Below are 18,799 nucleotides of genomic sequence, written 5' to 3'. Positions count from 1 at the left end.
AGTTGCAGCGGTCCCAAACCAGCAGTGTAGACCAGCCGTGGCCCGGCCCCGGCTTAGTTGCGGGCGGTGACCTGTTCGAGTTGCAGCGTCTTGGCTGTCTGGGCCTCCAGCTGCGCGGCGAGCTCAGGGTTGTCGTTGAGTTTGATGCCGTAGCCGGGCATCATGTCCTTGAGCTTGGACTGCCAGCCCTTGAAGTTCTTGGGGAACGACTTCTGGAGCAGCTCGATCATGATCGGCACGGCCGTGGACGCGCCGGGGGAGGCGCCGAGCAGGGCGCCGATGGTGCCGTCGCGTCCGGCAATGACCTCGGTGCCGAACTGCAGCACGCCGCCCTTCTTCGGGTCCTTCTTGATGATCTGGACCCGCTGGCCGGCGGTGATGAGCTCCCAGTCGCCGTCCTGGGCCTCGGGGTAGTACTCCCGCAGGGCCTCGACCTTGTCGCCGTGGCGCTTGGCGACCTCCTTGATCAGGTAGGCGGTGAGGTCCATGTTGTCCTTGGCCACGGCCAGCATCGGGATGATGTTGGAGGGGCGGATGGACAGCGGCAGGTCCAGGTAGGAGCCGTTCTTGAGGAAGTTCGTGGAGAAACCGGCGTAGGGGCCGAACAGCAGGGAGCGCTTGCCGTTGACGTAGCGCGTGTCCAGGTGCGGCACGGACATGGGCGGGGCGCCGACGGATGCCTGGCCGTAGACCTTCGCGCTGTGCTGGGCCGCGAGGGCCTCGTCGGTGCAGCGGAAGAACTGGCCGGAGACCGGGAAGCCGCCAAACCCCTTGCTTTCCGGAATGCCGGAGGCCTGGAGCAGGTGAAGGGCGCCGCCGCCGGCACCGACAAACACGAATTTCGCGTGGATGGAGCCGTGCTCACCGGAGCGCGGGTGCTTGAGCGCCAGGTCCCAGCCGCCGCCGGACGCGCGCTTGATGTCACTGACGTTGTGGCCGTAGTTGATCTCCACGCCGTTGTTGCCCAGGTACGTGGTCAGCTCGCGGGTCAGGGCACCGAAATCGACGTCGGTGCCCTCGGCGGCGCGGGTTGCCGCGACCCGCTGCTTCGGGTCGCGGCCCTTGACGATCAGCGGTGCCCACTTGGCGATCTGGGCGTGGTCCTCGGAATACTCCATCGAGCGGAACAGCGGGTTCGGCTTGAGGGCCTCGTAGCGGGTGCGGAGGAACTTGGTGTGGTCCTCGCCGATCACGAAGCTCATGTGCGGAACGGTGTTGATGAAGCCCTTGGGGGAGCCGATCAGGGAATTCGAGACGAGATGGGACCAGAACTGGCGGGACAGCTGGAACTGTTCGTTGATGTTCAGGGCCTTGCCGGGGTCCACCGAGCCGTCTTTGGCTGCGGGGGAGTAATTAAGCTCACACAGCGCCGCGTGTCCGGTGCCGGCGTTGTTCCACGGGCCGGAGCTTTCCAGCCCGGGTTCGTCGAGCTTCTCGAACAGCGAGATGGTCCAGTTCGGCTCAAGCTGCTTGATGAAAGCACCGAGCGTGGCGCTCATGATGCCGCCGCCAATCAGGACGACGTCGGCATGTTGGGTCTTGGAAATGAAAGTCACAATCAGTCTCCGATAGCAGCGGCTCTGGCTGTCACAGAATATCCCGCACCGCCCACTAACTGAAATTGACCCCGGGCGTCAAGGCCTTAGCTCGACCTTTGTGAAAACTTCATTAAGCACCGGCGACGCCGGGTACTTCAGGACCCGGTCCGAGAGCGCCAGTGCCGAGATCGGGAAGGCAATGGGAACCGCGGGCACCGTGGCCGCGATCTGCCCATTGATGGTCTGGTACTGCGAAGTGCGGTCCTTGCCGTCCGGCAAGCCCCGGGCCCGGGCGATCTTGGAGAAGACCTGGGGATCCTGGTAGCCGAATTCGCCGGTGTTCTCGCCGAAGAGCGGGCCCACGAAGTTGTCAGGGTCCGAATACGAGCCGTTCCAGCCGAGCAGGTGCAGGGCGTGGTCGCCCGGAGAGGTGACCTTCTGCAGGTAGCCGTCTGCCCAGTCCACGGGCACGGGCTTGATGTTGAGCCCGATGGCGGTCAGTTGCCGGCTGATTTCGGCGTACACCTTTTCCGGCGTCGGCAGGTAGGGCCGGGTGACGTTGAGCGGATAGTAGAACTTCAGCTCCTCACCCTTGTAGCCGGCCTCGGCCAGGAGTTCCTTGGCCTTGCCCGGGTTGTAGCCCAGCGCTGCGGCGTTGTTGTTGAAGCCGCTGAGCTTGGGCGGAACGAACTGGGACGCCTGGGCTGTGTTGTCGATAAAGAACCGGCGGATCAGCGTGTCCTTGTCCAGCCCCATCTCGATCGCCTGGCGCACCTTGAGGTTCTGCAGGATAGGGACTTCCTGGTTCATGCCCAGGTACATCACGGAGAAGGGGTCCCGCTGGATGATCTGCTTTCCGCTCTTGACCAGTTGGTCGAAGTTTCCCACAGTGACGGCGTCGTACGCGTCGATCTTGCCTTCCAGGAGTGCCTGCATCCGGGTCTGCGGGTGATCGTAGGTCACGAACTTGATGGTCCCGATCTGTCCCTTCTCGCCCCAATAGTCCTTGTTGCTGCCCAGGGTGACGCTGCCCGGGTCCCAGGAGCCGAAGACGTATGGTCCGGTGCCCACCGGGTGGAGGCCGTAGGCGGACACCGGCTGCCCGCCCCGGTTCTGGTTCAGGACGTCCGCGTTCCCGGCGGCGAGGGCCTTGGGCGAAGAGATCGCGAAGGCCGGGAGGGTGAGCGCCTGGAGAAATCCTGTGAAGGGCTGGCTGAGGCCGATCCGCACGTTGTCCGGCGCCACCGCGGTGCAGCTCTTGTAGATGGACAGCGGGGCCTGGTCCGCATGGGCCTTGAACACACCCTTGAATGTGGTGCCCGTGGCCTGGTCGCGGAGGGCCTGCGAGAAGTTGAACCAGCGGTTGAAGTTGGTGCAGACCGCGGCGGCATCGAACTTCGTCCCGTCCTGGAACGTGACGTTCTCGCGCAGCTTGAACTCGTAGGTCCGGCCTTCATCGCTCTGGGACCATTCGGTGGCCAGAAGCGGCGTGGGCTGGCCGGTGGTCTGGTCCACGCCAACGAGGCCTTCCAGGACCTGCCGGGTGACGCGGTAGGACTCGACGTCGGAGACCAGGGCAGGATCGAGCCCCAGCGGCTCCGAGCCGGTGCCGAAGGTGAAGACCGCGGTGGGTGCCGCGGTGGAGGTGGGAGAGGCGGTTGCGGAGCTGGGTGCCGGGCCGAGATTGCCCGTGCAGGACGCCAGCGGCAGCACAAGGAGAGCGGCCCCGATGCCGGCGGCAATCCGCCGCACTGTCCTGCTGGGCACTGTACTGCTGGGCACTCGAGAATCACCTCTAAGAACTGGATGGTCCGCCGGCTGCGGAACAGCCCCAGTCTAGTTGACGGCCGGGTCCGCCAGCTTTTGTGGCACACCGTCTCCGGCCATCAGCCCCCTGCGGCACGGCACCACAAAAAGCGAAGGCCCGCACCTGGGGGTGCGGGCCTTGGCTTCTCCTAGTGGTCCAGGGAGTCAGGCTGGAGCCGGGCAGGAGGGCTTGAAGCTGCCTACTTGGGCATCAGGACTGAGTCGACCATGTAGACAGTGGCGTTGGCAGTCTGGACGCCGCCGCAGACAACGTTGGCGTCGTCAACCTTGAGGGCATCCTTGGTGCCGGTTACCGTTACCGAACCGCCCTGAACCGTCTTGTGGGTGCCGACGATCTGGTCCGGGGTGATCTTGCCGGGGACTACGTGGTAGGTCAGGATTTTGCTCAGCGTGGCGTCATCCGTCTTCAGGGCCTCGATCGTGGCGGCGTCGATCTTCTTGAAGGCGTCATCCGTCGGGGCGAAGACGGTGAATTCGCTGCCGTTGAGCGTGTCCACCAGGTTGACCTTGGGGTTGAGCTTGCCGGAAACAGCGGCGGTCAAGGTGGTGAGGATCGGGTTGTTGGACGCCGCGGTGGCCACCGGGTCAAGTGCCATGCCGGAGACGGAGCCGGCACCGCTGGGAACCTGGGCGGCGTAGGCGGCGCAACCGGAGCCGACAAGGTTGGCGGCCGGATCCATGGCTGCGGCGGAGGCGGTCGTGGAAGGGGATGCCATGCTGGATTCCGCCGGTGCGGAGGACGGTGCCGAGGAGGCGGGGGCCGACGAGGCGGTGGCTCCACCACAGGCAGTGAGGCTGAGCATGGCGGCAGCTGCGATACCTGCAACGGCGAACGTGGTGCGCTTGATGTTCTGCATTTCGGTTTCTCCTTTGTTGTGCCGATGTTTGCCGGCGGCGAACTTTGCCGCTGCGGCCCTTTCCCGACTGTTGGGCACCGACCCTTGGTTGGTGTCTCAATGGGTATTCGGCTGCTCGGAGGAAACGGATGGGTGCGGATGTGAAATTCTTTTTGGCCTCTTCAAAACTCCTGAAAAACCCCGGAATAACGCCGGAAACCACGAGAACCCCGGTCCGAAGACCGGGGTTCTCTCTGTGCGCAAGGGGGGACTTGAACCCCCACGCCCGAAGGCACAGGAACCTAAATCCTGCGTGTCTGCCAATTTCACCACTCGCGCGCGGCGCCGTCGTCGTCCCGGGATAAGAACCCCGGCGGCGGACGCCAGGCTCTATTGTACCTATCCGGCGTCGAGTTTCAGGTCCCGGCGAAGTTTGGCGACATGCCCGGTGGCCCGGACGTTGTACTGCGCGACGGCGACCTGGCCGTCGGCGTCGACAACGATGGTGGAACGGATGAGGCCTTGGTAGGTCTTGCCGTAGTTTTTCTTTTCGCCCCAGGCCCCGTACGCCTCGGCAACGGAGTGGTCCTCGTCGGAGAGGAGCGGGAAGGTCAGCCCTTCGGCGGCCGCGAAGGCCGCAAGCTTCCGGACAGGGTCAGGGGAGATGCCCACCACGTCATAACCTGCGGCCTGAAGCGCGCCGAGGGAATCCCGGAAATCGCAGGCCTGCTTGGTGCATCCGGGTGTGGCGGCCGCCGGGTAGAAGTAGATCACTGTCTTCCGGCCCCGGAAATCGCGGAGGCTGACGTCCTGTCCTTCGGCGTTCTTGAGGGTGAAATCCGGTGCTGTGGCACCGGCGGTGAGTTGCTCAGGCACGGGTATCTCCTTGGTGAGGTGTGTCGTGAAGTGGGGTGATCATCCAGCCTAGTGAGGCGATCGGCGCCGGACGAATCCGCTGCTCGCTATACTCTTGGGTATGCCTGATATGGATCGCTGGCCCACGGGCCGCCTATTGTCCACGGCAGCACGTCTTGTAGAACATTCCTGGAACGAAAAATTGGGGGCCATTGGCCTGACCCATGCCGGGGTGATCGCCATGGAGGTGCTCTCGGCGAATGGGCCTATGACACAAGCCCAACTGGCCCAACTCGTCCGGGTCCAGGCCCAGACCATGGGCAAGACACTGAGCCGGCTGGAAGCGCACGGCCACATTTCGCGGCAGCGCAGCACCTCCGACCGGCGCAGCCATGTGGTGTCGCTGACTGACCAGGGGCGCCAGGCCGTCACGGCGGCCGCCGACATGGAACGCTCCGTGCTCGCCGCGACGCCCATTGACCCGGATCTGCTGCGCCAGGAGCTCCAGGCCGTGGTCAGGGTGCTGGCAACCAAATCCACGTCCCCGGAGGCCACGGCCATCGTTACGGGCGCCGCTGCGGCGCCGGGTGCCGCTACCGAGTCGGGCGTTGCCGCCGAGACCGCCCCGCTGAACTAGCCGCCGGCTCAAGGGGCTGCACATCCCTCAGGCCAACCTCGCCCGACGAAGTCCTATATCGTCGCGGCCTGGTTCGCCAGGGTGGCCAAGATGGCGGACATCTTGAGTCCGGTGAGCACCACGGTGAGCAGAGTGACGCTGATGGTGGCCCACACGGGGGCCAGCCCGCGCCGCGGGGCCACCTCGTGGACAATCACGGAGCGGCCAATCACGTAGAGCACAGGGCTGAGGAACACCCACGCCCAGTGGAACGGACGGACCACGCCGTCCTTGCGCAGCCGGTCCCAGTCCAGATAAGCCAGGAGTGCGGACACGCCGAAGATCACGAAGCTGGTGGCCACCAGGAGGAAATACGGCGCCGTGAAGATCGACGCCGGATCAATTGTCGGGATCTGCCGCGTGCCCACGGTTCGCAGCCGGAGCGCCGGGTTCCAGAACATGAGCAGGATGAGCGAGACCAGCGGCAGAGCCACAATCGTCCAGATGTACGGGTTGTAGACCGGCGTCCGGTCACTGATGCGCCTGCGCAGTGCCACCGGGTGTTGGGCCGGCGCCGCATGGAACTGGGGTGCACTGAACTGCCCGGTCCAGGCCGAACCGTTCCACCACTGAAGCCGGCCGGAGCCGGCAGGGTCTGGATACCAGCCCGGGCCAGGGGCTGAAGCGTTGGGCGGGACGGTCATGGCTGTTCATCCTTCGCGGGGCGGGGCGGGGCGGGGCGGGGCGGGGCGTGGCAGGGCGAGTGCGGTTGTTCCATGCACTCTCTGGTTCTCTAGGTCAGAGGGTACATGGGGACGGCTGTGAGCGCGGGGAGTGGCCGTCAGCGGCGGTGACCGGTGTTGTCGAGACTGACGAAATCCATGATTCCCCCATTTGCCGGTGTGTTGGGTCGAGTCTAGCCGCGGCCCATGGCGGCGGGAAGACCGCGCGGCGTCGACGGACAGCTCCCAGAGAACCCCAGGCCCGGCTCGCCGTTCAGGCGGAAATGGGCAGGCCCGGAGTATCGACGCGCCACCGCATCGGAGGGACGATTAAAGGGCAATCACCATGAAGGAGGTCAGTGATGTGCTATCCGTACAACAGGGATTCCTGGCGGGATGTCCGGAAGGATGCCGCAAAGGAATCTGAGGATCGCCCGGAGCCCCGCGTGGAGGCAAAGGACAGCAGGTTCTGGGGCTTCCCGCGCCGCAGCAAGGAGTTCACAGTCGAAGAGCCGGACACGGTAGTTGACCGGCCCCGCGAGAAGGTCTAGGGACACGGCGTGACTCGACGGCCGCCGACCCCACATTGAAGTGTGACAGCCGAAATGTGACGGTCCGGCGGCCGATTCACGGTTGGGCCGGCCGGCGGAGGCCAATTGCCGCGGAGAGCCCGATGAGGAGGCCACTTAGTGCCAGCAGGGACCCGGCTATGCCGAGCTGCCCGTCCGGTCCCGAATCACCTTGGCTGCCCACGGCACCCAGCGGCTGCTCCGCTGAGGGGTCCGGGTGCTGGCTCGCATCCGCCGCTGGAGGCGCGGAGGTCCCAGTCGTGACAGCAGCCGGAACAGACGCCGTGGCCGGTGGGGCCGCATTGTCTTGGTCCGCTGCTGGAACTGGGTCCGACGTCGGCGGCGCCGGGACCTGCGGGGGCTGGACGGGCTGCCCCTGGGACGGCGCTGGCGTCGGCCTTTGGGAGGGTGCTGGGGGAGGCACGGCTCCCGACGGTGGCGGGGCAACGTTGCCCGGGACAGTCGGGCTGGGCGTCGGGGAGGCGGCCGGCGGCCCCGGCGTCGGCCGTGCCGGACAGAATTTCGCCGGGAGGAGGCCGGCTGGCCCGCAAGGATCGGCCGCTGCGGGCAACGCCAGGACGAGAGGCGATGCCCCGAGCACCACTGCCACGGCGGACACGTAACAGGCCTTCCGGATGGAGTTCATCCTCACCATCGTAGGGTTACACCTCCGGCCGGTCGGGAAGCTGGGCCCGGTGAGGCTGCTTTCGCCAACAAAAAAGAAACCCCGTCCCGCGGGCCGGTAGGCCTGCAGGACGGGGATTCTCGGTGGTGCACCCCCCGGGACTCGAACCCGGAACCCATTGATTAAGAGTCAATTGCTCTGCCAGTTGAGCTAGAGGTGCATCTGTTGTTTTCGTTCACCGCGGGCTTTTTATTTCCCTCGTTGTTCTCCGCAACGACATGAAACTCTACACGAGATTGGCTGTCCTGTGAAATCGGAGGGTGCGGGCCGGTTGCGGCTAGCTGTGAAGGTCCAAAATCAGCGCAAAATCAGGGTTTTGGCCGTTGCTGAGGAGCCATAGCCGGCCGTCAGGAGCGAGTGAAACGTTGCGAACCCGGCCGTACTCTCGCGTGAAATAGCTCACAGGATCTTCGGCAAATTCGCCCCTGAGGGGAACAATCCAGAGTCTTTGGCCGCGCAGGGCGCCCAGGTAGGCGGTGCTGCCGACAATTTCCAGTCCGCTGGGGGACGACTCCGCCGTCGACGGCCACACCACTTTGGCGTCCAGGAAGCCGGAGCGGTGCGGGGCGCCTGTTACGTCCGGCCAGCCGTAGTTGCCGCCGGGCACGATCAGGTTGAGCTCGTCGTTGACGTCGGGGCCGAATTCGCTGGCCCACAGCCGGCCCGCGCTGTCCCACGCCAGCCCCTGGACGTTCCTGTGGCCAAGGCTGTAGACCGGGTTCTCGCCGAACGGGTTTCCCGGCGCCGGCCGGCCGTCCGCGGTGAGGCGGAGGATCTTTCCGCCCAGGGCGCCGCTGTCCTGCGGCTGTTCGCGGCGCTGCGAGTCGCCCGTTCCCACATACAGGAAGCCATCGGGCCCAAAGCGGATCCGTCCGCCGTTATGCGTGCCGGCCTTTGGAATCCCGGTGAAAACGGGTTGCAGGGCACCGAGCTCCAGCCGGCCGCCGCGCTCCTCCAGCCGCATGCGGGCGATTCTGTTGTCCGCCGGCGCGGTGAAGTACGCGTAAAGGTACCGGTCCGCGGCAAAGTCGGGGGAAAGGGCAAGGCCCAAGAGGCCACCTTCTCCGCCGGGTACGACGCCGGGCACTTTGCCGAGCGTACCCAGCTGGCCGCCTTTGATGGTCCTGAGCAGTGCGGTGTCGCGCTCGGAGATCACCGCGGTGCCGTCGGGCAGGTAGACCGTGGACCACGGCAGTTTCAGCCCGTCGATCCGGCCCGCAACGGTCGGTTCAGGCGGTGTGGCTGCTGGGCCGGTTGCGGTGCCGTCGCCTGACTGAACCACGGGCGTGGTTGGGCCGCCACCTGTACAGGCGCCCAGGAACAACAGCGCAACGGCCAGGGCGGTGGCCCGGGCTGCTGCCCTGGAAAAGAAGCGCCTGCCAGCGAAGCGGGGGAGCATCAAGGGAGATGGTGAGAACGTGCGGGACGCCGGCCGGGCCGGCGGCTACTGCCGCGTCCGGCGCGGCGGCCGGAACCCGGCCGCTTCGGCGTGCGCCGCGGAGGCAAACCACACTTCCGCCCGGGTTTCGTCATACGCCGGGCTGGTCTCGTCGTGGTAGATCATCGACGAGGCATTGCCCTTGACGGTGAATCCTTCGGGGCCGCTTCCGTCCGCCGCCGGAGCCGCTGACCCCTCGCCGTAGGGCTGCTCAGTGGCCAGATGGCCGGTGGGCTCGGCCGTGTGGCTTGCGGAGGCCTCGGCCGCCGCGGACGATGCTGCTGTCTGCATCGTTTCTGCGCCAGGGAGGGGCGCGGGCTGCGTCACGGGGCCGGCCGCGGCAGGCATCGTGGTGCCGGTGCCGGTGCCGGTGCCGGTGCCAGTGCCGGTGCCAGTGCCGGTGCTCGTGCTCCTGCCGGTACCGGACACAGTGCCGGTGCCGCCGGCAGCGGCGTTTTCGTCCTCGACCGGTTCCGCGGCTGCCGATTCGGCTCCGGGCAGCGTCGGCGCGTGGGGCTCGGTGTATTCGGGGTGGTGGACCGGAAGGCCCGCCGCGGCTGCCGGTTCCGCACCCGCACCAGGTTCCGCCGCCGCAGCGTGTGCGCCGTGGGCCGGATCAAAATGGGCCGCTGGAGTATGGGTGTCCGCCGGCGGGGCGGTCTCGGACCACTGGGTCTCCCACTCGGCATTGCCCGATGTGCCTGCTGCTTCCGGTGCCGCCTCGGTGGCGGCCGGCTCGATCGGAGGGGCGGCTGTGGCCGCCGGGGACTCGGGCGCCTCGGGGGCGGGCGCCGACTCCCGGGCAGTCGCGGCCGGCTCAGGCGCCGGCGCTGCGTCCGGCGCGGCCATGGCTGCCGCCGTCGGACCGGCAGCAGATCCTGCCGCCGCCGTCGGACCGGCAGAAGTGCCGGCCGGGGTACTGGTGCCGGTGCCTGCAGCGGATGCGGATCCTGCGCCCGGGCGGCTCTTATTGCGGTTCAGCAGCCACCAAATGACAGCGACCACCACGATGATGACGACGAGCCAGACTATCCAGTCCATAGCAGAGCCTTTCAGTCCAGGAGGCATGGGTTGCCGATGCTTGACGTTACGTCCGGGCGAAGCCGGCTGTCCAGCAATCAAACCTGGCCCCGGCGTGTAGCCTCGCCTCATGGATTTCAAGCGACTGCAGATTCTGCGCGAACTCGCCGGCCGGGGGACCGTCGGCGCCACCGCCGAGGCCATGAAGGTCACGCCATCGGCCGTGTCGCAGCAGCTAAAGACCCTGCAGGAGGAACTGGGCGTCGTACTGGTGGAGAAGTCCGGCCGGGGAGTTCGGCTAACCGAGGCAGGGCTGGCCATGGCCGGGGCCGCCGCCGACGTGTCGACGGCCATGGCGCGGGCAGAAGCAACAATCGACACGTACCGGCGCGGCTGGCAGACGAGGGTGGTGGCGGCCTTCTTTCCCAGCGCCGCGGAGATGTTCCTTCCGGGCATGCTCCACCGGGTCAAGTCCGTGGAAGGGCTGCGGTTCGAAGCGCATTTCGAGGACCCGGGCGTTGCCGGGTTCGCCGGGCTGACCGCGGACTACGACATCGTCCTGGCGCACAGCGTCGACGGTCCGGAGGTTTTCGGCGGCCAGGGCCTGACTGTGGTGCCGCTGCTGGACGAACCGCTGGATGTGGCACTGCCGGCCGGGCACGCCTTGGCCGGCAAGGCCACGCTGTGCGCCGAGGACGTCGTCGGCTTCCCGTGGATGGGAGTTCCCGAGGGCTTTCCCTTCGACACCGTGCTGCGCCAGATCGAGGTGCGTGCCGACTCGCAAGCCGTCCGTGCCCAGCAGTTCCCGGATCTGCGGGTGTTGGAAGCCCTGGTCAGCGCCGGGCATGGGCTGAGCCTGCTGCCGCGGTACACGGCGGTCAGCAACCAGGGCCGGGGGTTCGTCCTGCGCCCGCTCAAGGGCGTGAAGGCGAGCCGGAGCATCGTTGCGCTGGCCCGTCCGGATGTCGCGGCCCGGACCACCATCCAGCAGGTCCTGGCGATGCTCAAGGCCGAAGCCCAGAGTGTCGCCGAAGCCCCGGAACTGCGTGACACGGCTCACCGGATCTGAGGCAAACCGGCCTCGCGGTTCATGATGTGAGACGAGAGTCCACTATTTGATCGAAATATTCCCGGTTTTCCGCTTAACGCTCCGTTGTGGGGTCGTTGGCGTCTGCGGCGGAGCCCTAGACTTTGAGCCATGAGTCAGGACACCCAAACAGCAGCAGACACCAAGCCGGACATCAAGCCCCGCAGCCGGGTCGTTACCGATGGAATCCACGCCGCCCCGGCGCGCGGCATGTTCCGGGCAGTCGGCATGGGCGACGACGACTTCGCCAAGCCGCAGATCGGCGTGGCGAGCTCGTGGAACGAGATCACCCCCTGCAACCTTTCGTTGAACCGGCTGGCCCAGGGCGCCAAAGAAGGCGTCCACGCCGGCGGCGGGTTCCCGATGCAGTTCGGCACCATCTCCGTCTCCGACGGCATCTCCATGGGCCACGAGGGCATGCACTTCTCCCTGGTGTCCCGCGAAGTCATTGCCGACTCGGTCGAGACGGTCATGCAGGCCGAACGGATCGACGGCTCTGTGCTCCTGGCCGGTTGCGACAAGTCGCTGCCCGGCATGCTGATGGCGGCGGCCCGCCTGGACCTGGCCTCTGTGTTCCTCTATGCCGGCTCCATCATGCCCGGCTGGGTCAAGCTTGAGGACGGCTCCGAAAAGGAAGTCACCCTCATCGACGCGTTTGAAGCCGTCGGCGCGTGCGCGGCCGGCAAGATGAGCCGCGAGGACCTGGACCGCATCGAAAAAGCAATCTGCCCGGGCGAAGGCGCCTGCGGCGGCATGTACACGGCGAACACCATGGCCTGCATCGGCGAGGCCCTGGGCATGTCACTGCCCGGCTCCGCCGCACCGCCCTCCGCGGACCGCCGCCGCGATGCCTTTGCGCACAAGTCCGGCGAGGCCGTGGTCAACCTCCTGCGCCTGGGCATCACGGCCCGGGACATTATGACGCGCAAGGCGTTCGAGAACGCGATTGCCGTCACCATGGCCTTCGGCGGTTCCACCAACGCCGTGCTGCACCTGCTCGCGATCGCCCGCGAAGCCGAGGTGGAGCTGACGCTGGAAGACTTCAACCGGATCGGGGACAAGATCCCGCACCTGGGCGACCTCAAGCCGTTCGGCCGCTACGTGATGACCGACGTCGACAAGATCGGCGGCGTGCCGGTGATCATGAAAGCCCTGCTCGACGCCGGCCTGCTGCACGGCGACTGCCTCACCGTCACCGGCAAGACCGTGGCGGAGAACCTCGCCGCGATCAACCCGCCGGACCTGGACGGCAAGATCCTGCGTGCACTGGACAACCCGATCCACAAGACCGGCGGCATCACCATCCTGCACGGCTCGATGGCCCCTGAAGGCGCCGTCGTCAAGAGCGCAGGCTTCGACGCCGACGTCTTCGAGGGCACGGCCCGCGTGTTCGAGCGCGAACAGGGTGCCCTGGACGCCCTGGACAAGGGCGAGATCCATAAGGGCGACGTCGTGGTGATCCGCTACGAAGGCCCGAAGGGCGGCCCCGGCATGCGCGAGATGCTCGCCATCACCGGCGCCATCAAGGGCGCTGGCCTGGGCAAGGACGTCCTGCTGCTGACCGACGGACGGTTCTCCGGCGGAACCACCGGCCTGTGCATCGGCCACGTCGCGCCGGAAGCGGTCGACGGCGGCCCCATCGCTTTCGTCAAGGACGGTGACCGGATCCGCGTGGACATCGCGGCCCGCACCTTCGACCTCCTGGTCGACGAGTCCGAGCTCGAGGCCCGCAAGGTCGGCTGGGAGCCGCTCCCGGCCAAGTTCACCAAGGGCGTCCTCGCCAAGTACGCCAAGCTCGTCCACAGCGCCTCCACCGGCGCCTACTGCGGCTGATTCTCTAAGCGTGGGTGACCACGCTTAATAAGGGAGGCTCCGAGGGGCCCCGAGTGGGCGGCGTCCGCGCCGTCCACTCGGGGTAGGAGACTCCCGCCTGCCGCCAAATTGGGCGGCTCGCCGTTTTGGCGTCCAAGGCAAGAGGGAAACTAGGAGGACCAATCAGTGGACAGTGTTGTCCAAATAGTGAGACAGAGGCCGGGCCCGTTGACACCTGTCTCACTCAGAGGGAAAACTGAACGCATGATCGAGATCGTTACCGCCGGCGTCGTCGTCGTACTTACCAAGCGCGTGGCTCAATAGCCTTCACTGGTAACGAACCGTCACGCGCAACCCCTCGAAGAGCCCGCCGGCTGAGGGGTTTTTTTATTTCCTGCATCACCAGCCGCACCACCAGTAAGACACCGTAGTTCCACGATCACCGAAGATCCACAAAGGAAGAGTCCGATGAGCAAAGGATCGCCGATCAGCCCCTCGCTGATGGCCACCAAGTCCACTGGAGCCCACAAGGCTCCGGAACGCGTCGAACGTCCGGCTGACGCCGGCGTCGACTCTGCTGCCGTCTCTCCTGTCCTCGGACCGAACAACGTCGTACCCCCGACGGTCATGACCGGTTCGCAAGCAATTGTCCGTTCGCTCGAAGAACTCGGCGTCCAGGACATTTTCGGTTTGCCCGGTGGCGCGATCCTGCCCACCTACGACCCCTTGATGGCCTCCAAAATGAACCACGTTCTGGTCCGTCACGAACAGGGAGCCGGCCACGCCGCGCAAGGCTACGCCATGGTCACCGGACGGGTTGGCGTCTGCATCGCCACCTCGGGCCCCGGTGCCACCAACCTCGTCACCGCCATCATGGATGCCCACATGGACTCCGTGCCGATAGTGGCCATCACCGGACAGGTCTCCAGCGGGGTGATCGGCACCGACGCCTTCCAGGAAGCGGACATCGTCGGGATCACCATGCCGATCACGAAGCACTCCTTCCTGGTCACCGACCCCAACGACATCCCGCATGTGATGGCCGAAGCCTTCCACCTGGCCTCCACCGGACGCCCGGGCCCGGTCCTCGTGGACGTCGCCAAAGACGCCCAGCAGGGCCAGATGACGTTCTCCTGGCCGCCCAAGATCGATCTCCCGGGATACCGGCCGGTGGTGCGCGGCCACAGCAAGCAGGTCCGTGAGGCCGCCCGGCTCATTGCCGGTGCCAGCAAGCCCGTGCTCTACGTCGGCGGCGGTGTGGTCAAGGCCCACGCCTCGGCCGAACTGCGCGAACTCGCTGAGCTGACGGGCGCTCCCGTGGTGACCACCCTGATGGCCCGGGGCGTGTTCCCGGACTCGCACCCGCAGCACGTGGGCATGCCGGGCATGCACGGCACGGTTTCCGCCGTGACGGCCCTGCAGCAGTCGGACCTGCTGATCACCCTCGGCGCCCGGTTCGATGACCGCGTGACCGGCATCCTGAAGTCCTTTGCCCCGAACGCCAAGGTCATCCACGCCGACATCGATCCGGCGGAAATTTCCAAGAACCGTACGGCCGACGTCCCGATCGTTGGCTCGGTCAAGGAGATCATCCCGGAGCTGACCGAGGCCCTGCGCCTGCAGTTCGAGGCCTTCGGCACCCCGGATCTGACCACCTGGTGGGCGTTCCTTAACAACCTCAAGGAAACCTACCCGCTCGGCTGGACCGAACCCGAGGACGGGCTCAGTGCCCCCCAGCGCGTCATCGAACGCATCGGCGCCCTGACCGGACCCGAGGGCGTCTACGTCGCCGGCGTCGGACAGCACCAGATGTGGGCCTCGCAGTTCATCAAGTACGAACGCCCGCACGCCTGGCTCAACTCCGGCGGCGCCGGCACCATGGGCTACGCCGTTCCGGCGGCCATGGGCGCCAAGGTGGGCGAACCGGACCGCGTGGTCTGGGCGATCGACGGCGACGGCTGTTTCCAGATGACCAACCAGGAACTGGCCACCTGCGCGATCAACAAGATCCCGATCAAGGTCGCCATCATCAACAACTCCTCCCTCGGCATGGTCCGGCAGTGGCAGACCCTGTTCTACGAGGGCCGCTACTCCAATACCGACCTCAACACGGGACATGACACGGTCCGCATCCCGGACTTCGTCAAGCTGGCGGACGCCTACGGCTGCGCTGCCTTCCGGTGCGAACGCGACGAAGACATCGACGCCACCATCCAGAAGGCCCTGGAGATCAATGACCGCCCGGTGGTCATCGACTTCGTCGTGAGCCCCAACTCGATGGTGTGGCCGATGGTCCCCGCCGGGGTCAGCAACGACCAGATCCAGGTTGCCCGCAACATGACCCCGGAATGGGAAGAGGAGGACTGAACATGACCCGCCACACATTGTCCGTTCTGGTCGAAGACAAGCCCGGTGTGCTGACCCGCGTCGCCAGCCTCTTCGCCCGCCGGGCCTTTAACATCAATTCCCTGGCCGTCGGCCCCACCGAAGTCCCGGGCATGTCCCGGATGACCGTGGTGGTCGACGCCGATGGCGAGCTGATCGAGCAGGTCACGAAGCAGCTGAACAAGCTGGTCAACGTGATCAAGATCGTCGAGCTCACCTCAGAATCTTCCGTACAGCGCGACCACATCCTGGTCAAGGTACGTGCGGATGCCGCAACACGCCTGCAGGTCACCCAGGCTGCAGACCTGTTCCGCGCTTCAGTGGTCGACGTCTCCACAGAGTCGGTGGTCATTGAGGCAACGGGCCACCCCGAGAAGCTCACGGCACTCTTGTCAGTGCTGGAGCCTTTCGGCATCCGCGAAATCGTGCAGTCCGGCACCTTGGCAGTTGGGCGGGGATCCCGCTCCATGAGTGACAGGGCCCTCCGCAGCGCCTAAGACACCGCATAGACGGAGGCGCCCCGTTGTACCGCAGCACCACAGAGAATATCTACGAAGAATCCACTCAAAAGGAGACACCCCAGTGACTGAAATGTTTTACGACGACGACGCCGACCTGTCGATCATCCAGGGCCGCACCGTCGCCGTCATCGGTTACGGCTCCCAGGGCCACGCCCACGCCCTCAGCCTGCGCGATTCCGGCGTTGACGTCCGCGTCGGCCTGAAGGAAGGCTCGAAGTCCCGTGCCAAGGCCGAGGCCGAGGGACTGCGGGTCCTGAACGTTGCCGACGCCGTCGCCGAGGCCGACCTCATCATGGTCCTGACCCCGGACCAGGTCCAGCGCCACGTCTACGCCGAGGACATCGCCCCGAACCTGCAGCCGGGCGACGCCCTGTTCTTCGGCCACGGCTTCAACATCCGCTACGGCTACATCCAGCCCCCGGCCGACGTCGACGTCGCCCTCGTTGCCCCCAAGGGCCCGGGCCACATCGTGCGCCGCGAGTTCGAAGCCGGCCGCGGCGTGCCGGACCTGATCGCCGTCGAGCAGAACCCGTCCGGCAAGGCCAAGGAACTGGCCCTGTCCTACGCCAAGGCCATCGGCGGCACCCGTGCGGGCGTCATCGAGACCACCTTCACCGAAGAGACCGAAACCGACCTCTTCGGCGAGCAGGCTGTCCTCTGCGGCGGCGCCTCGCAGCTGATCCAGTACGGCTTCGAGACCCTCACCGAGGCCGGCTACAAGCCCGAGGTCGCCTACTTCGAGGTGCTGCACGAGCTCAAGCTGATCGTCGACCTCATGGTCGAAGGCGGCATCGCCAAGCAGCGCTGGAGCGTTTCCGACACCGCGGAATACGGCGACTACGTCTCCGGCCCGCGCGTCATCACCCCGCAGGTGAAGGAAAACATGAAGGCTGTCCTGGCGGACATCCAGGACGGCACTTTCGCCAAGCGCTTCATCGATGACCAGGACGCCGGCGCGCCGGAGTTCAAGGCCCTGCGCAAGAAGGGTGAGGACCACCCGATCGAGGCCACCGGCCGCGAACTGCGCAAGCTGTTCTCCTGGATCAAGAACGAGGACGACTACACCGAAGGTTCAGTCGCCCGCTAGGCATTGCCCGGCAGGGGAGCCGGACACCACATCCTGGGGTCCGGCTTCCCTGCTGTCCAGCACCACGCGCATCACCAGCATCACCCGATTCACCAAAATCCCCACCAGATACACAAGAGAGCTAAAGAGGTCACCGGTGACAAGCACCAAACCTGTCGTACTCCTCGCTGAGGAACTTTCGCCCGCCACAGTCGAGGCCCTCGGCCCGGACTTTGAAATCCGCCAGACTGACGGCTCCGACCGTTCCCAGCTGCTCTCCGCGATCGCCGACGTCGACGCGATCCTGGTCCGCTCCGCCACCCAGCTGGACGCCGAGGCCATCGCCGCCGCCAAGAACCTCAAGGTGATCGCCCGCGCCGGCGTCGGCCTGGACAACGTCGACATCAAAGCGGCCACGCAGGCCGGCGTCATGGTGGTCAACGCGCCGACCTCGAACATCGTCTCCGCCGCCGAACTGACCGTCGGGCACATCCTGAGCCTCGCCCGCCACATCCCGCAGGCCAGCTCCGCCCTCAAGGACGGGGAGTGGAAGCGCTCCAAGTACACCGGCATCGAGCTCTTCGAGAAGAAGATCGGCATCATCGGCCTGGGCCGGATCGGCGCCCTGGTCGCGGCCCGCCTGAAGGGCTTCGACACCAAGATCCTCGCGTACGACCCCTACATCACCTCCGCCCGGGCCGCCCAGCTCGGCGTGCAGCTGGTGACCCTCGATGAGCTCCTTGCACAGTCGGACTTCATCACCATCCACATGCCCAAGACCCCGGAGACCGTCGGCATGCTCGGCGCCGACGCCTTCAAGAAGATGAAGAGCACGGCGTACGTCGTCAACGTCGCCCGCGGCGGCCTGGTGGACGAGGAAGCCCTCTACACCGCGCTGCAGGCCGGTGACATCGCCGGCGCCGGCGTCGACGTCTTTTCCAAGGAACCCAGCACCGACCTGCCGTTCTTCAAGCTCGACAACGTCGTGGTGACCCCGCACCTGGGCGCCTCCACCGACGAGGCCCAGGAAAAGGCCGGCGTTTCCGTCGCGAAGTCCGTCCGCCTGGCCCTGGCCGGCGAACTGGTCCCCGACGCCGTCAACGTCGCCGGCGGCGTCATCGCCCCGGACGTCCGCCCCGGCATCCCGCTGATGGAAAAGCTGGGCCGCATCTTCACCGCGCTGACCCATGCCTCCCTCACGCAGTTCGACGTCGAGGTGGCAGGCGAGATCTCCTCGCTCGATGTCAAGGTGCTGGAACTCGCGGCACTCAAGGGCATCTTTGCCGACGTCGTGACCGAGCAGGTCTCCTACGTCAACGCCCCCGTGATCGCCGAGCAGCGCGGCATCAACGTCCGGCTCATCACGACGCCGGACACCGAGTCGTACCGCAACGTCCTGACCCTGCGCGGCGCCCTCAGCGACGGCAGCCAGATCTCCGTCGCCGGAACCCTGACGGGCCCGAAGCAGATCCAGAAACTGGTCGGCGTCAACGGCTACGAGGTGGAGATCCCGATCAGCGAACACCTCGTGGTGGTTGCCTACTCGGACCGCCCCGGCGTGATCGGCACAATCGGCCACATCCTGGGCATGAACAACATCAACATCGCCGGCATGCAGGTGGCACGCCAGACAGAGGGCGGCCAGGTGCTGGCCCTGCTGACCATCGACAGCTCCGTTCCCCAGCAGGTCCTTGACGCGATCAAGGCCGGGATCGGCGCTGACATGGTCCGTGAGGTTGACCTCGAGGACTAAAATCCTCCCCGCAGGCCGCCGGCGGCGGCATGACCGCCGCCGGCGGCCACAAGCGGCCGGCCGGTCTGC

15 protein-coding genes and 2 tRNA genes are annotated in these 18,799 nt (G+C 66.4%); 8 read left to right on the top strand and 9 right to left on the bottom strand.

Annotated features, from left to right (window positions below; translation table 11 throughout):
* Positions 1 to 53: 53 nt before the first annotated feature.
* From MRBLAR12_RS20570 to bcp, 5 genes are all read right to left on the bottom strand, one after another.
* The gene (locus MRBLAR12_RS20570; RefSeq protein WP_364748052.1) at positions 54 to 1,556 is read right to left on the bottom strand and encodes a malate:quinone oxidoreductase; all 1,503 of its coding nucleotides are present in this window, start codon (positions 1,554 to 1,556) and stop codon (positions 54 to 56) included.
* Between the two features lie 78 nt (positions 1,557 to 1,634).
* Positions 1,635 to 3,290, bottom strand: coding sequence for an ABC transporter substrate-binding protein (locus MRBLAR12_RS20565; RefSeq protein WP_414645559.1), 1,656 nt, complete (start codon positions 3,288 to 3,290; stop codon positions 1,635 to 1,637).
* Positions 3,291 to 3,544: 254 nt separating this feature from the next.
* Positions 3,545 to 4,222 carry a fasciclin domain-containing protein gene (locus MRBLAR12_RS20560; RefSeq protein ID WP_229995738.1) on the bottom strand — a complete coding sequence of 226 codons (678 nt, stop codon included), beginning with the start codon at positions 4,220 to 4,222 and terminating at the stop codon, positions 3,545 to 3,547.
* A 236-nt stretch (positions 4,223 to 4,458) separates the two neighbouring features.
* A tRNA-Leu gene (locus MRBLAR12_RS20555) sits at positions 4,459 to 4,540 on the bottom strand.
* Between the two features lie 60 nt (positions 4,541 to 4,600).
* Positions 4,601 to 5,077 carry a thioredoxin-dependent thiol peroxidase gene (bcp, locus tag MRBLAR12_RS20550; RefSeq protein WP_229995737.1) on the bottom strand — a complete coding sequence of 159 codons (477 nt, stop codon included), beginning with the start codon at positions 5,075 to 5,077 and terminating at the stop codon, positions 4,601 to 4,603.
* A 100-nt stretch (positions 5,078 to 5,177) separates the two neighbouring features.
* On the opposite strand from bcp, the gene MRBLAR12_RS20545 reads away from it, so the two are divergent.
* Entirely contained in the window at positions 5,178 to 5,693 is a 516-nt protein-coding gene (locus MRBLAR12_RS20545; RefSeq protein WP_414645551.1) for a MarR family winged helix-turn-helix transcriptional regulator, read from the top strand.
* A gap of 53 nt (positions 5,694 to 5,746) precedes the next feature.
* Here MRBLAR12_RS20545 and MRBLAR12_RS20540 read toward each other — a convergent pair whose 3' ends face one another.
* Positions 5,747 to 6,376: a DUF2510 domain-containing protein gene (locus tag MRBLAR12_RS20540; RefSeq protein ID WP_229995742.1), complete on the bottom strand. Its 630-nt coding sequence runs from the start codon at positions 6,374 to 6,376 to the stop codon at positions 5,747 to 5,749.
* Between the two features lie 377 nt (positions 6,377 to 6,753).
* On the opposite strand from MRBLAR12_RS20540, the gene MRBLAR12_RS20535 reads away from it, so the two are divergent.
* Positions 6,754 to 6,945 (top strand): hypothetical protein, encoded by a 192-nt coding sequence (locus MRBLAR12_RS20535; protein WP_364748048.1) that lies wholly within the window; start codon positions 6,754 to 6,756, stop codon positions 6,943 to 6,945.
* 787 nt (positions 6,946 to 7,732) lie between these two features.
* On the opposite strand, the gene MRBLAR12_RS20530 is transcribed toward MRBLAR12_RS20535, so the two are convergent.
* The 3 genes from MRBLAR12_RS20530 to MRBLAR12_RS20520 form a co-directional block, all read right to left on the bottom strand.
* Positions 7,733 to 7,808, bottom strand: a tRNA-Lys gene (locus MRBLAR12_RS20530).
* A 117-nt stretch (positions 7,809 to 7,925) separates the two neighbouring features.
* Positions 7,926 to 9,047 (bottom strand): PQQ-dependent sugar dehydrogenase, encoded by a 1,122-nt coding sequence (locus MRBLAR12_RS20525; RefSeq protein ID WP_364748130.1) that lies wholly within the window; start codon positions 9,045 to 9,047, stop codon positions 7,926 to 7,928.
* Positions 9,048 to 9,092: 45 nt separating this feature from the next.
* Positions 9,093 to 10,127 (bottom strand): hypothetical protein, encoded by a 1,035-nt coding sequence (locus MRBLAR12_RS20520; protein ID WP_229994594.1) that lies wholly within the window; start codon positions 10,125 to 10,127, stop codon positions 9,093 to 9,095.
* Between the two features lie 109 nt (positions 10,128 to 10,236).
* Here MRBLAR12_RS20520 and MRBLAR12_RS20515 point away from each other — a divergent pair, with 109 nt between their 5' ends.
* The 6 genes from MRBLAR12_RS20515 to serA all read left to right on the top strand — a co-directional run bounded on the left by MRBLAR12_RS20515 (position 10,237) and on the right by serA (position 18,730).
* Positions 10,237 to 11,175 carry a LysR family transcriptional regulator gene (locus MRBLAR12_RS20515; protein WP_229994595.1) on the top strand — a complete coding sequence of 313 codons (939 nt, stop codon included), beginning with the start codon at positions 10,237 to 10,239 and terminating at the stop codon, positions 11,173 to 11,175.
* Positions 11,176 to 11,304: 129 nt separating this feature from the next.
* Positions 11,305 to 13,026 carry a dihydroxy-acid dehydratase gene (gene ilvD / locus MRBLAR12_RS20510; RefSeq protein ID WP_229994596.1) on the top strand — a complete coding sequence of 574 codons (1,722 nt, stop codon included), beginning with the start codon at positions 11,305 to 11,307 and terminating at the stop codon, positions 13,024 to 13,026.
* A 447-nt stretch (positions 13,027 to 13,473) separates the two neighbouring features.
* On the top strand, positions 13,474 to 15,372 hold the full coding sequence (locus MRBLAR12_RS20505; protein WP_364748045.1) for an acetolactate synthase large subunit: 1,899 nt from the start codon (positions 13,474 to 13,476) through the stop codon (positions 15,370 to 15,372).
* 2 nt (positions 15,373 to 15,374) lie between these two features.
* Positions 15,375 to 15,887, top strand: a complete 513-nt coding sequence (gene ilvN / locus MRBLAR12_RS20500) for an acetolactate synthase small subunit (RefSeq protein WP_018773531.1) — start codon at positions 15,375 to 15,377, stop codon at positions 15,885 to 15,887.
* Positions 15,888 to 15,972: 85 nt separating this feature from the next.
* Complete coding sequence (gene ilvC / locus MRBLAR12_RS20495; RefSeq protein ID WP_026538933.1) at positions 15,973 to 16,998, top strand: ketol-acid reductoisomerase; 1,026 nt, start codon at positions 15,973 to 15,975, stop codon at positions 16,996 to 16,998.
* Positions 16,999 to 17,134: 136 nt separating this feature from the next.
* The gene (gene serA, locus MRBLAR12_RS20490) at positions 17,135 to 18,730 is read left to right on the top strand and encodes a phosphoglycerate dehydrogenase (protein ID WP_229994598.1); all 1,596 of its coding nucleotides are present in this window, start codon (positions 17,135 to 17,137) and stop codon (positions 18,728 to 18,730) included.
* The last annotated feature ends 69 nt before the right edge of the window (positions 18,731 to 18,799 follow it).

The organism is Arthrobacter sp. LAR12-1-1.1 (genome assembly GCF_040676555.1).
Lineage (GTDB): Bacteria > Actinomycetota > Actinomycetes > Actinomycetales > Micrococcaceae > Arthrobacter.
Note: the sequence above shows the minus strand (reverse complement) of the source record. Positions and strands in the feature narration are given on the sequence as shown.

Bases quoted from the DNA above. Each gene is read 5' to 3' on its own strand.
- MRBLAR12_RS20560 (WP_229995738.1), bottom strand. From the start codon at position 4,222: ATGCAGAACATCAAGCGCACCACGTTCGCCGTTGCAGGTATCGCAGCT.
- MRBLAR12_RS20545 (WP_414645551.1), top strand. From the start codon at position 5,178: ATGCCTGATATGGATCGCTGGCCCACGGGCCGCCTATTGTCCACGGCA.
- MRBLAR12_RS20540 (WP_229995742.1), bottom strand. From the start codon at position 6,376: ATGACCGTCCCGCCCAACGCTTCAGCCCCTGGCCCGGGCTGGTATCCA.
- MRBLAR12_RS20525 (WP_364748130.1), bottom strand. From the start codon at position 9,047: ATGCTCCCCCGCTTCGCTGGCAGGCGCTTCTTTTCCAGGGCAGCAGCC.
- MRBLAR12_RS20520 (WP_229994594.1), bottom strand. From the start codon at position 10,127: ATGGACTGGATAGTCTGGCTCGTCGTCATCATCGTGGTGGTCGCTGTC.
- MRBLAR12_RS20515 (WP_229994595.1), top strand. From the start codon at position 10,237: ATGGATTTCAAGCGACTGCAGATTCTGCGCGAACTCGCCGGCCGGGGG.
- ilvD (WP_229994596.1), top strand. From the start codon at position 11,305: ATGAGTCAGGACACCCAAACAGCAGCAGACACCAAGCCGGACATCAAG.
- MRBLAR12_RS20505 (WP_364748045.1), top strand. From the start codon at position 13,474: ATGAGCAAAGGATCGCCGATCAGCCCCTCGCTGATGGCCACCAAGTCC.
- ilvN (WP_018773531.1), top strand. From the start codon at position 15,375: ATGACCCGCCACACATTGTCCGTTCTGGTCGAAGACAAGCCCGGTGTG.